Here is a 13,645-nt window from a genome sequence, read left to right as displayed (position 1 = left end):
ATTCTATTCGCTTCACTCGTCCACTAGGAAAAAAGACTTCATTGACGAGTCTTAAAGACTTATTAACACAGTTCGTAGCCCCATTCACGAATATTCAAGACTGATTAACGGAGTTCGTAACTTCATTAATCAGTTTCAAATACTTATCAACGAGATACAAACACTTAAACTAGACTGGTGGTAGCAAGTAAAATATTCGGGATAAAGCATTTCAAAGTGAATCGGTGTCAGTCACCATTAACAATTCAAAATTCACGCATTCAAAATTCAAACATTTTAGACATTTTCAGACGGGGATTTAAACACCGCCTGAAACTGATCGGAGGCGGAGTGGCTCCGACTCCCCGCTACGCATAGACGTAGGGGTCTTAAACCCTTTAATTTACTATAATATAGATGATTTCCACATTAGTGACACTCTTAACTGTTAGAGGAGCGCGATCTGCCAGGATGGGTGCCTAAATTCTACTTGATGACAAAGTTAGACGGGTCTTGATCTCGTCGATGCTTAGTGGGAATGGGGTCTGGCTGCCCATCACCCGCAAGGGCTGCGGTTTTCTCTAAGGATTCCCTCAATCGCTTGGCTGCGTAGATGGACATGTCTCGGGGTACATTAATGCGATCGCGCAAATATCGGAGAGCAACATCAGATCCCGATGGGGGTAGACAATCTTCATCGGTCATCATGTGTGTTAAAGCACAACGTAGGGCTTGGTCAAACAATTTATCATCTAAGGGGTTGACTCGGATAATATTGATGCGGTGTTCGATAGTTCGTTGAAGAGCTTCCATACGGGAGTTTTCAGGTTCTGGATAAGTAACATCTGGTAGCCCAAACCAGGAACCATTATCCACCCGCGCTTTATTGAGAAGCATCTGGGTTTCGCCGTTTTCCCAACAGCCCCCCATCTGGGGCGGCAAATCATGTACGTGGGTGTGAAAGTCGCTCTGGGTACCGCAGTAGGTTGGTCGGCTTTCCATTGCCGCAAACCATGCCCTCAAGCGAGAGTTTTCTTCCCGCAGGGAGTAGCCCTTGTAGTAGTAAAGGCTTGCATTCATCCGTTCAACATAGGGCGTAAAAATGACATCGACGATGCCGAAGCTATCTAGAAAGTAAGGCCCTGGGGTGCGACCCAGAGCCGACTCGACCATAGCCACCACTCCGATAAATTGTTCTCGGTTGCGTTGTTCTTGTTGAGAAGAACCTGCTCTAGAGCACAGCCAAGCGCACCAGGCTCTAAATAAAAGTCGTTCTAATTGACGTAGAGGAAGCACCATGCGGTCTTCCATCCCTTGGCTCAATGGATCAAAAACCTTTTCTAAGGCGATCAAAATGTCATCGCTTTCCTTAATAATCCATCCATCTAGCTCGATCGCGGGGAGCATTCCTGATGGTACCTTACGCTTGTACCAACTTTCTTTCTCCCCATAGCAGAACATTGTCACTTTTTCGATGCGATAGGGGATCTGTTTTTCCTCTAGCCATAACCAAACTTTTTGACAGTAAGGACACCAGGCGTGGTTATCGCGGTACAGCGTTACCCGCACATCAGATTCGGGCTGACCAAACAAGCGCAACCTGGCTTTAGCGTTGGTGAGACCATTAACGGTATCTATTTGATAGTCCGTGAGGGTTTCTAGTTCTTGCCAGCTTAAGGGTGCGGTAGTCATAGGGTGAGTTGCGTAAGGCAATACTTAGGACAATTCTATACTCTACAACATTTTCAATTACACCAAGGCTTAATTTAATCAGTAGGTTCCCCCATTTGGAAAATATATTAACCTAAGTTGCGAGTTACCAAATACAAATTTACTACTGAATGCAACCACCACTTTGACTCAATCAAAAGTATAAGTGTCGAATCAGCTTAAAGTATTAAATTTAGCTCATTTGATGAATGCTTGTTGGAGGGTAAATGCAAAAATAAATGCTTCAACCTTCAGTAAAAACCCTTCATATGTCACTGCATGAATTGATTTTGGGAATACACAAGTGATGCTACTAAACACTGTTTCAATATAATGTCTAGTATGTTGTTTAATATACTTATTCCACGGTTCATCTTGACGCTTGGAATTTTTTTTACGCATCACTTTCAAGAATATTTGACTGGTTTGTTCGAGATCGTCTTCAACAGTGTAATCAGTGTATGCCGAATCACCATATACTTCGCTACCTGACGGTAGATTTAACGGTAAGGCGTTTAATGCACGCACATCAGAAGCGCTACCCGGTAGAAATACAAATTCTACTGGAATTCCGCTCTTAGTGGTTAATAGCTGGACTCTAACCCCATAGAAATAACGTTTTTTAGAGGCAATATAACCCCTGTATTCCTTTGACTTAATTAATCTAACATTGAAAATCCGAATATTATCACACATTGGTATAGGAAATGAGTCTAAAAGATATTCAGTACAATCACTAGTCTCTTTTAGGATCATTCCTAGTTGATGAAATAAATCGTTGATCAGCATTGAGACATTATGTAATCGCCGATTAAAACGTGATTTTTCTAACATATCTGGGATCAAATTATGGTCTTTCATATAGCTACAAGCCTTGCTATGATTCCCATAAAAGAATATCGCTGCAATTATTGCCGTTGTGATAATTTCTGCGTCGCTCACCTGACGCCGACAATCTTCATCATGTCCCAGCGCTTTTAACAAGTCGTCGATGATAGCATAGATGGTAATTATTTCATTAAGCATATTCCCCTCCTACTTTTCTCTCTGGAGGGGATTTTATTGCTTAAATTACCCCATGCGATCGCTCAACAACATAACTAGCAACTTGGGTTATTAGACAAATCGCAGCCTGAAAGGTTAGTCTGCAAAGGCATTCCCGAATCAGAGAGGCAGTTATGAAATAGTTAAACAATACAACTTCAGAGTGAGTTGATGATTTACTAGCGATCGTCCATTGGTTGTCACTTTCTTCAGATCCAGTTTCTGCTCAACCAAGAATTCCCAACGCCGGATGGCAATCGTCAGAGTTTAAGCTTTGGTAATGATAAATTATATTTAAAATCCTGTAAAAATTATTAGCGCTCGTGTAGTGTTACACAGCATAGTAGATTGCTTTGATATCTTGCAGCATTCTCAATTAGTAGCTGCGATCGCCTGAAACTCGAAGTTCTAGGAACCAATAGCCAAAGCCACTCAAGTAGACTAAAACCTAAGTCTGGAAAGAATTTAGCCCTCTTAAGAGGATTTTCGCTATTAGCCATAGGTTTCTAACCTGTGGCGGTTGGGCAACAGTTAATTGACCTTTGGGTGCAAAGACAGCAGCAGTCCAGTGCAAATATTACCTTGTTGTGTTCCCTTGAAGATGGGGGATTTCTGCCACAGGCACATCGTTGGGCGGGAGATTATTGGGCGATACCTTTGGCACACTTCTCTTTCAGAGACGCTCCGCGAATGTAAATGCTACCGGAAATGTGGGGTGTGGATATTGGGTTATTGGCTAACCCAATGTCCACAAATAGATCACAAAATGGGTCTAGTAGTTGGCTCTGGTGAACTTGGCTCTTTTAAGGGCAAGGGGTAATGGGACTCATATTTTTAGCCCTTTCCCCTTTAACATGAACCCCTTTTTCCAGTCGTTACCCAACAATGCAAGGGTTGGCAGGCTACTAGGCTTGCACCTATACAATTAAATAAGGGTATCGCTCAGTCCGATACCATGACTACTACTGATATACGCACTCAAATATCTTACAGCCGTAGTCTTACTGAGTCAATTACACTGCAATTTTCCAACAGAATTTTAATTTTGAAACAAAATAAGGGAACTCTAAGTAAAAGTTGATTATTGTTGCGTCTAGTATCATTATGGCTTCTCAGAATCAAGGCTCAGATTCTCAGAGAATTATTGCGATCACCGTTGAAAAAATCCGTCAATCTCTTGACTTAGAATATATTTTTCAGACAACCACTCAAGAAATTAGGCAATTGTTCAACTCTGACCGTGTAATTTTATATCGTTTCAATCCAGATTGGAGTGGAAAAGTTGTCTCTGAATCCTTAGCACAAGGGTGGTTGCCTCTAATTCAGCAGCAAGCGCATCAACCACAATTACGAGAAAATATCAGTGAATGTAGCTTGAAAAATTTATCTATTCCTCCAATTGCAGATACTTATTTACAAGATACACAGGGAGGGCGCTTTTCTCAAAATGAAACTTATCGTGTTTGTGACGATGTTTACAGTGCTGGCTTTAGTAAGTGCTACCTGAAAATTTTAGAGCAATGCCAGGCAAGAGCTTACGTGATTACTGCTATTTATCAAAGTCAACAACTTTGGGGACTGCTAGCAGTTTACCAAAACGATGCACCTCGAAAATGGCAAACAGATCAAGTATATATATTTAGCCAAATTGCTTCTCAGCTAGGTGTAGCATTACAGCAAGCAGAATTACTCAAACAAACTCAAAGTCAGAAAGATGAACTCGCCACAACTCTCAAAGAGTTACAGCTGGCTCAAGCTCAGTTAATTCAAAATGAGAAAATGGTCAGTTTGGGGCAATTAGTAGGTGGAATTGCCCATGAAATTAACAACCCAGTTAGCTTTATTTACGGCAATCTAAAATCGGTTGATGAATACACCCAAAATTTATTTTCACTATTAGATATTTACCAAAGACATTATCCCCAATCAGTCAAGGCAATTGAGGAGTTTACAAATCTCATTGAACTAGATTTTTTAAGGTCAGACTTTCCCAAATTATTCAAATCGATGCTCATGGGGGCAGAGCGGATTCGAGATATTGTTCTTTCCCTGCGGACTTTCTCACGCTTAGACGAAGCTTCAATGAAAGCAGTTGATATTAATGAGGGAATTGATAGTACGATAATGATCATTCAAAGCCGCCTCAACCCTACTAACCAGCGCCTGCAAATTGAAGTGATCAAAGAATACGGTAGCCTCCCCTTAGTTGAATGCTATCCTGGGCAGTTAAACCAAGTATTTCTGAATATTTTAGTGAATGCGCTTGATGCTTTAGAAGATTCAGCCCTTAGAGGTCGATGGACAACAAAAAAAATCAATATAATAGATAATCCCCGAATTTATATTCGCACCCAATTACTGGAACCAGATCAAGTCACTATTAGCATTGCCGACAATGGACTAGGGATACCAGAAGATACTTTAAAGCAAATATTTAATCCCTTTTTCACAACCAAGCCTGTTGGACAAGGTACAGGGATGGGACTGGCTATTAGTTACCAAATTATCACACAAAAACATGGTGGTTCTTTAGAATGCATTTCCCAACCAGGAGTTGGTGCTGAGTTTATTATTCGTATTCCCCTGATTCAACTTGTGTCAAATTTAATAAATTAAAAGGTACACCAATGTTTAAATTTTAATCTTTATGGCTTTGGTTTTTGTTTAAACACCCAAAAGACAGTTGAGCAACCGTAATGTAGCTGCTATGTTCTATTTATTTGTAGTTGTATTTTGTCTAATTGCATTTTTTGGTGGTTCGCTACCATTTCATTATCTAGCTTTAACAATTATTGGCATAGCAATATTTATCGTTTTAATAGGCGTTCTGCAACTTTGCCAAGATAACTGCCTATCTGAAAAATCTTTTGTAGATTTAACAAAAATGGTACTGGAACAGTTGCCTTTAATTGGCAATATTATTAAGCAGTTTCAAGGCAATAAATAAAAGGCGAATGGAATTCGCGGCTATACAAACAAAGTCCGCCTCCGGGGACTAAGGAAAAATTGTGGGATTGAAACCCACCTCCGTGGGTTTTGCCTGTGTAGACGCGGTTTCTAACCGCCCTTTTCACTTGCAACGAATTACGATTACTGTTCTTCACCTTTTTCCTGAAGGAGCGATCGCCAATCTGCGATCGCCTTCTCCGTCCACAGCCAATTTTTAGCTAATTTATCTACCTGGAAATTTACTGAATCAGACTTCAGAACCAATTGCCGCAACTTGATCGCTTCATTCAGATATTGTGTCTGCTTACCACTAGATTGACTAAGTGCAGATTTATACAGTCCCAGAGCTAACCCAGCATAGGAAGTTAAAGCATCTTTAGGTACTGTAGATGTTGAGTCTGTCTTCTGTTCTTTGAGAGCTAAATTCAAAGCCTTGAACCAAGAATCATTGGCTCGATTTAGATTGCCTTCTGTGTAGTAGGCAAATCCCAAAGCATTATTATACAAAAGCGATTCTGGTTTAGCTTTTGCAGCAGTTTCCCAGTAACGGCGGGCATCATCGACGCTATAGTTATTGTCTCCAGTTTGGATAGATTGCCAAGCTAATCGTCCCTTGTAAAAGTTCACAGATGGCTGATCAGCTTGTTTATTGGGAATCAGTTTCAGGGCAGTATCAGCCGCAGCCAGTGCGCCACGATTAAGTAGTTCTTCTACAGCTAACAACCCACCTTGCAAGTCGCCCTGGCTCAATTTTTCCGTAGCGGTGGCGGCGACAATTCCAGTTTGTGCTGTCTGTAAATCGATATTTTGCTGCTTTTGAATGGGTAGAGACTGACTGGGAATTACTGGGATATTAGGCAGAGTTACTTGGTGTCGATTTTGCCACCACCAATTTAAACCGATCGCAGCTGCTAATGCACTAATTCCCACAATGCCAACAATTGGCCATAATTTGCGGTGACGGGTACGATTTCTTGCTGGGGCTGGTTGCGATGCCTGCGGCGGGCTACGCCTATGCGAAAAATCAGAATTTTGCCAATTTCCTGCAAAGTTCCCAGCAACTTGAGGTGGTGGTGCTGGGGCTTCTCCCCACAAATCTGCTTGTTCTTGCAAAGAAGTTATTTCCTCTGAAACCTGCCTTTGCTGAAGACTATTTTCGTGAATTTGTTGATCCAGTTCAGTTGGAGCTTTTTGGTTATCTAGCTGACGAAACAAATCCGAAACTATAGCAGAATCTTCTTCATAACTTGGGTCATCATACTCAATTTCATCAACGAGATCGCCCCAAGTATCTTCACCTAGCCAGTCCAACCCAGAAGAGTCAGGTGTCAAACCAGAAGGAATCATTTCCTCCATTCCTAAAGGCATCTCGGAATCATCTGCCATACTAGAGTACATCGTAGAAGTTGCCCCTAAAGGCGAACTATACTGATTCAGCAACTCTGCACTTTCGGATAAGTCAGTTTCCTGGCTCAAGAAACCGTCAAATTCTCGCTGGAGATATAAAATCGGTAATGCCCAGTACATCTGATGAGAACCATAGGCAGAAATTAATCCTTGGCGCACCCGACTTACGCACAAATCTACTGGATATCCCTGACTCAAGTTACGGTAAAACAATTGTGTGAGTGTCAGCGCCACTTCATCAGGAATCCGTTCTGACATAGCCAAAACGCTGCTAATTCCGCGCTTCACCAGACTTTCTGCCAGGTTTCGTTCGCCAGTATCTCCAGAGGCATCAGACGCAGCTGTGTACGCCCCCAAGCAGGAGTTAAACACTGCCATTTGGATGTTATTGTTGACGAGCAAACCTGCCAGATCGTCCCCAGTTAAGATTTCCGTTAAGCCAGTTCTGCGACTAGCAAGATAAATTTCTCCGCCATTAGAGCCGAAGTTACTATGACCAGAGTAGTGTAGAACGTGGTATCTACCTTGTTCTAGAGCTTGCGTCAGTTCTTCCCGTCCTGGTTGGTCTAAGACAGTGAGTTCAATTTCTGGGAAACGATTGCTACCTTCAGCAAGTCGTGGTACACGGTGAAGTTCTGCTTGCAGTTTGATCGCTTCCTGTTTCAGTAAGTCAAGACGGACTTGATCGGAGGGAGAAGCAATTACCATCAATACTTTCACACCACCTTCTTCTCGTGGTGTGGGCATATTTGGCGTAGGCGTAGCCCCCCGCAGGGATCGCAAAGGGGAAGCCCCCAAAATTCCACTTTGGAAGCGAGAAAAAGCGATATAAGGCCCAGTAGCCAGAGGGCGATCGCCTGCGTGCATCACTTCCCAAGGCAGACGAGCTAATCTAATATCTTTTAGCCCCAACCGTAAGCGTAGTACTTGTTGGTGGTTTTGGGCAATACCTTGGGCAGTAATCCAACTATCTCTGAGAGTGCCTTGAAACAGGGCGTTATAAAATAGTTGACCTAACGCCACCAAATTTACAGAGTTTCTGGCGATATCGCTTTCATTCCCGCCAGAGGCGAATATATCTCCCTGCAACACCGACTTCAACGGATCATTCATCAAATGCCCAGCAGCGATCAACCAATCAGCTACAGGCCAAGTCACCAATTCTTCTGCCAACGGTACTCCCGGCGCAACTTGTTCCGTCCGCACCAAGTAGTCATTTTGCCCTACAGGAGTTACCGAAATGTGGAATTCCTGAGTCACAGTTTCTCCTGTCCGCCTCCTAAATCTGGTTTGAAACGCGAAAGTTTCAAGTCGATTTTTCGCTCCCTCTGATAACTTAGATGCATCCCACCCCTGAATGTTTCTGATTCTAGTTGTTTTGCTTTTTCTGCCTTTACAACTTTATCCGGATCGGATTACTTAAGACTAGAACACTTAATTGGTAGATGCACCTTGATCTTCAACTCCCCTAGTTGGCTAACACCCACTGGGGGTTTTTTTCAATTTTGGCAAACAACAGCAACTTCTGACGCAGATATTCTCGTACCAGAAAATAGTGCTTAACCCTAGAATACTTGATTTTTACAAGCCGCACACTCGTGACTTGTAGTCATCCCAGGTTCAATAATTGATGGATGTACCTTGATCTTTAACTCCCCTAATTCAGTTAATATCCGCTCTTGTTTTTTTGACACACGACAAGAATTAATTTTTTAATAAATTTATCCGGAGCATGGTGGTTAAACCTAGAACATTTAATTGGTAGATGCACCCTGATAACTAGCTCCCCTGGTTGGCTAAAACCCACTGGGGGTTTTTTTATTACTCAATAAGTACAAAACTTAGGCACTGAAAACCTGAAATCTATATCTGAATAAGTCCACGCCAGTTGCTTCTCCTGTTCAAACACGCTCTTGCTAGCAAGCTTTAAGAGTCGGGGGACAAGTCGGGGAATCCTTTCAGTAGTTCCTACCCTGCGCCTTCCTATGTTGCTACCGCTACGCTAACAGTAAGGCACTGGCTCCCCTCAAAAAGGGAACTCTAAGAGCGAACTTTTTCAGGGGTTTGGGGGATCTCTTCTGCATAAGTCCTAAAGCAGTAATCATATCTGACACACCCATTTTTTAAGGCAACGCACCGGTCATTTGATTGGTAAGTCTGTCCTGATAACTAACCCCTCTGAGGTTTTTCTCTGATAAAGAATAACAACTTCAACCTTTGCTACTTTATCCGGTAGCTACCCATTTGCCTTAGAAAAGATTATTAGTAGATGCACCCTGATAACTCACTCCCCTGGTTGGCTAACGCTCACTGGGGTTTTTTATTTAAAAAAATAACTGACGGTTGTACAAATTTATCCGGAGTATGGTGTTCAACCTGAGAACATTTAATTGGTAGATGCACCCTGATAACTAGCTCCCCTGGTTGGCTAACACCCACTGGGGGTTTTTTTATGCGTAGACGCGTAGCGGTGAGTGGGTCGTAGTCTTCTCCCCTTGGGAGATGCTAAGAGCGATGGTGGTTCCCGTGGTTAGCGCAAGCGGTAGCGATAAATGAGCGTCACCCCCAAACCTCAAGGGCTTATCGTTAGACATCGCCCACATAACTGGAATGCACCACTACTATTCTTGCGACTGTTGGTAGACCTTGAGTATCCTCCTGTTGCCAGGATAGAGCATAACCTGCTCAGTCAATCCCTGAATCCCTTTCTTTTTATTCTGAGCTAGAGATGCGACTCAAAATGATTGTTATGATATTTAATCACATTCTTAATTTTTTTTCTATATTTTGACCTTTAACTCTTTGTGTACCAGCAATCCTGCTGTCAACCTCAGATCAGAGCTTCCTCGCTGACTACATCATATTTCTCGTTCGCAGGTTTAGCATATTGGTGACAAGTTAAGATTACAAACTATTTTTTGTCAATAAGCAATAGTACTTAAAAAATTATCAAAAATCGGGGTTAGAAACACAATTTTTAAGTCAGCGATGCCTACGTATCATATTTAAAAGCATTGTTTACCCTTGTTCTCAAAACTCAGTAAGAAGCTAAATTTAATTACTGTTGACAAAACTAACTTCGCCTGAAATTGCCACGAATACTTGACAAAAGACTCACAGGCTTAACTTTTCACTAATGTTACCGATATGACCAACAGAACCTGCTTAACTTACACAAGGTTAAGATGCACCTTGAAATAGCGATCAGACTGGTAAACCAGTAAATCAGTTTCCGACCCGAATACAAACTGTTCCTGGCATCCTAAGCCTGAGAACTTTTTTTATGTCTATTTTCATGGGGAGTATATAGTCAAAGTTCTTAGACTAATACTCTAAGAACTTTCGGGATATAAGATAGAGAGAAATAGAAAATAAACAGACATAGTAAATTTATTTTATAAATCAAATTAGAAAATTACTAGACAGATAATTCCCTCAAAATAGTAGTTTAAATGTACTAATAAGTGTAAATACTAGAAATTTAGTAGCAGTAAAGTGTAACAGGCATGAAAGCATTGGAAATAGGTCATTCTGTTGATTCTCGATATAACCCAGCAGCAATTGAGGAAAAATGGCAAAAAACATGGGTAGAACTTGGCTTAGATAAGATACCGACAGCTAGTAACAAGCCAAAATTTTACGCTTTATCCATGTTTCCTTATCCATCGGGCAGCCTACACATGGGTCACGTCCGTAATTATACGATTACAGATGTGATTGCCCGCCTCAAGCGAATGCAAGGGTATCGGGTAATACACCCAATGGGTTGGGATGCCTTTGGCTTGCCAGCAGAAAATGCCGCCATTGACCGTGGTGTACCGCCAGCAAAGTGGACTTATCAAAATATTGCCCAGATGCGGCAGCAATTGCAGCGTCTTGGTTTATCCATCGATTGGGAATGCGAACTTGCTACCTGTTCACCTGATTATTACAAATGGACACAATGGATTTTCTTGCAGTTTTTGCAAGCGGGGTTAGCTTACCAAAAAGAAGCAGCTGTAAACTGGGACCCCATTGACCAAACTGTACTGGCAAATGAGCAAGTTGATAACGAAGGACGTTCTTGGCGCAGTGGGGCAATAGTTGAGCGTAAATTATTGCGGCAGTGGTTTTTCAAGATTACCGACTACGCAGAAGAATTGCTCAATGACTTGCATAAGTTGACAGGTTGGCCGGAACGCGTCAAGTTGATGCAGGCAAACTGGATTGGTAAATCTACAGGCGCTTACTTAGAATTTCCCATTATTGGGATAGATGAAAAAATCGGTGTCTATACCACACGCCCAGATACCGTTTATGGTGTTAGCTACCTAGTCTTAGCACCAGAACATCCCTTAACAAACCGCGTCACCACAAAAGAACAACAAGCAGCAGTAGAAACCTTTATTAAAGAAGTTTCCAATCAAAGTGAGTTGGAACGTACCTCTGAAGACAAACCTAAGCGGGGTATCTCCACAGGTGGGGTGGCAATTAACCCGTTTACACGGGAAGAAGTGCCTATTTGGATTGCTGACTATGTACTGTATGAGTATGGTACTGGGGCAGTGATGGGTGTACCAGCACACGATATCCGGGATTTTAAGTTTGCCAAAAATTACGATTTGCCAGTTGATTTTGTGATTGCTTCCCCAGATGATGTTGCAGATTTTGACTTAACTCCAACATCAGAGATAGATGAAGTTACACAAATCATCCAAATTGAATATAACCAGGCATATACTGAACCAGGAATTTTAATTAATTCTGGGGTTTTTACTGGTATGGCTTCCACAGATGCTAAACAAGCAATAATTGAATATGCCGAACAACAAGGTTTTGGTAAAGTGCGCGTGCAATATCGCTTGCGGGATTGGTTAATTTCGCGGCAGCGTTACTGGGGCGCACCGATACCTGTAATTCACTGTCCCAACTGTGGGATAGTGCCTGTGCCTGACAAAGATTTGCCAGTACAGTTGCCGGAAGAGGTGGAATTTACTGGACGTGGCGGTTCACCCTTGACTCAGTTGGAAAGCTGGGTAAATGTGCCTTGTCCAACTTGCAGTACTCCGGCGAAGCGGGAAACCGACACGATGGATACTTTTATTGATTCCTCCTGGTATTTCTTGCGCTTCCCTGACGCTAAGAATGAACAACAGGTTTTCGATTCCAGTAAAATCAATGACTGGATGCCAGTTAATCAGTACGTAGGTGGGATTGAACACGCGATTTTGCATTTGTTGTATTCGCGCTTCTTTACTAAGGTGTTGCGGGACAGAGGATTATTGAACTTTGACGAACCCTTCCAACGCCTGTTAACTCAAGGTATGGTACAGGGTTTAACTTACCTAAATCCCAACAAGGGCGGGAAAGATAAATGGATTCCTTCTAATTTGGTAAATCCAGCCGATCCCCGTGACCCCGATACAGGTGAACCATTGCAACGTCTCTACGCCACTATGTCTAAATCAAAGGGCAACGGTGTAGCACCAGAAGATGTAATTTCCAAATACGGTGTAGATACAGCGCGGATGTTTATCTTGTTCAAAGCGCCGCCAGAAAAAGACCTGGAATGGGATGAAGCCGATGTGGAAGGACAATTCCGCTTTTTAAATCGGGTTTGGCGTTTGGTGACAGATTATGTAAAGGCTGGGGTATCCCGTAAGAAAGCCCAATCTGATTTAACTAAGGCAGAAAAGGAGTTGCGGCGGGCGATTCACACGGCTATTCAAGCGGTGACAGAAGATGTGGAAGATGAATATCAATTCAACACAGCTATTTCCGAATTGATGAAGTTGAGTAATGCCCTAACTGATGCCGACGGGAAAAATTCACCAATTTATGCAGAAGGTATTCGGGCTTTGGTGGTGTTACTAGCACCCTTTGCACCACACATTGCTGATGAATTATGGCATTTATTGGCTGAAAGTGATTCAGTTCACACTCAAACTTGGCCATCATTTGACCCTGCTGCTTTGGTAGCTGATGAAATTCCTTTGGTAATTCAGATCAATGGTAAAACTCGCGGCGCGATTCAAGTGCCAGCGCAATCAGATGCAGCAGCACAGGAGAAGTATGCCCGTGAATCAGAAATTGCCCAGCGTTACATCGAAGGGAAAGAGATTAAAAAGGTAATTGTGGTGCTTGGAAAGCTGGTGAATTTTGTAGTCAGCTAAGTACAGGTTTGCGTAAAATCGTGGCGAATTGAGGGTTGAAATTTAAACGCAAAGTGGAGGCAGCGCGTTGCGGTGAATCCAGCGCTGTAGGCGGGTTTCCCGCCGTAGGCGACTGGTGAACCCGAAGGGGGGTTCCCCCCGTTGTAGCGACTGCCGTGGCGCAGAGGGAAGCGCGGAGGGACGCGGAGAATTTGCTATGAATTAATGAAATGTTGTACTTAGTAATCGATAAAATTGTAAATGTAGCTGACAAAACATCAGAGGATTTACATTCGTGACACTCAAAGAGTTAGAACAACAACTTGTTGCCCTCAGTCCTGGTGAAAAATTGCAGGCTATACAGTTATAGCAGCTGCCATAATGGTTAGGACAAGTCTGTTATAGATAGCTGTGACAGCCGTTCT

General features: G+C 42.5%; 7 protein-coding genes. 4 read left to right on the top strand and 3 right to left on the bottom strand.

Annotated elements, in window-relative coordinates; genetic code table 11:
• Window positions 1-465 precede the first annotated feature (465 nt).
• Window positions 466-1,671 carry a glutathione S-transferase family protein gene (locus tag PUQ00_RS00430; RefSeq protein ID WP_300412007.1) on the bottom strand — a complete coding sequence of 402 codons (1,206 nt, stop codon included), beginning with the start codon at window positions 1,669-1,671 and terminating at the stop codon, window positions 466-468.
• Between the two features lie 216 nt (window positions 1,672-1,887).
• Window positions 1,888-2,715, bottom strand: coding sequence for an IS982 family transposase (locus PUQ00_RS00425; protein ID WP_300412005.1), 828 nt, complete (start codon window positions 2,713-2,715; stop codon window positions 1,888-1,890).
• Between the two features lie 531 nt (window positions 2,716-3,246).
• Here PUQ00_RS00425 and PUQ00_RS00420 point away from each other — a divergent pair.
• The 3 genes from PUQ00_RS00420 to PUQ00_RS00410 all read left to right on the top strand — a co-directional run bounded on the left by PUQ00_RS00420 (window position 3,247) and on the right by PUQ00_RS00410 (window position 5,680).
• The gene (locus tag PUQ00_RS00420) at window positions 3,247-3,429 is read left to right on the top strand and encodes a hypothetical protein (RefSeq protein WP_300412003.1); all 183 of its coding nucleotides are present in this window, start codon (window positions 3,247-3,249) and stop codon (window positions 3,427-3,429) included.
• A 408-nt stretch (window positions 3,430-3,837) separates the two neighbouring features.
• Window positions 3,838-5,349, top strand: coding sequence for an ATP-binding protein (locus PUQ00_RS00415; RefSeq protein WP_300412000.1), 1,512 nt, complete (start codon window positions 3,838-3,840; stop codon window positions 5,347-5,349).
• A 67-nt stretch (window positions 5,350-5,416) separates the two neighbouring features.
• Window positions 5,417-5,680 (top strand): hypothetical protein, encoded by a 264-nt coding sequence (locus PUQ00_RS00410; RefSeq protein ID WP_300411997.1) that lies wholly within the window; start codon window positions 5,417-5,419, stop codon window positions 5,678-5,680.
• A 143-nt stretch (window positions 5,681-5,823) separates the two neighbouring features.
• Here PUQ00_RS00410 and hetF read toward each other — a convergent pair whose 3' ends face one another.
• A complete protein-coding gene (gene hetF / locus PUQ00_RS00405) occupies window positions 5,824-8,349 on the bottom strand; it encodes a cell division protein HetF (RefSeq protein WP_300411995.1) in 2,526 nt (841 codons plus the stop codon).
• A 2,246-nt stretch (window positions 8,350-10,595) separates the two neighbouring features.
• On the opposite strand from hetF, the gene leuS reads away from it, so the two are divergent.
• Entirely contained in the window at window positions 10,596-13,241 is a 2,646-nt protein-coding gene (gene leuS / locus PUQ00_RS00400) for a leucine--tRNA ligase (RefSeq protein ID WP_300411993.1), read from the top strand.
• Window positions 13,242-13,645: the final 404 nt, after the last annotated feature.

The organism is Nostoc sp. S13 (assembly GCF_029379315.1).
Lineage (GTDB): Bacteria > Cyanobacteriota > Cyanobacteriia > Cyanobacteriales > Nostocaceae > Nostoc.
This window is presented reverse-complemented; position numbering and strand designations above follow the sequence as displayed.

Bases quoted from the DNA above. Each gene is read 5' to 3' on its own strand.
- leuS (WP_300411993.1), top strand. From the start codon at position 10,596: ATGAAAGCATTGGAAATAGGTCATTCTGTTGATTCTCGATATAACCCA.
- PUQ00_RS00425 (WP_300412005.1), bottom strand. From the start codon at position 2,715: ATGCTTAATGAAATAATTACCATCTATGCTATCATCGACGACTTGTTA.
- PUQ00_RS00430 (WP_300412007.1), bottom strand. From the start codon at position 1,671: ATGACTACCGCACCCTTAAGCTGGCAAGAACTAGAAACCCTCACGGAC.
- PUQ00_RS00415 (WP_300412000.1), top strand. From the start codon at position 3,838: ATGGCTTCTCAGAATCAAGGCTCAGATTCTCAGAGAATTATTGCGATC.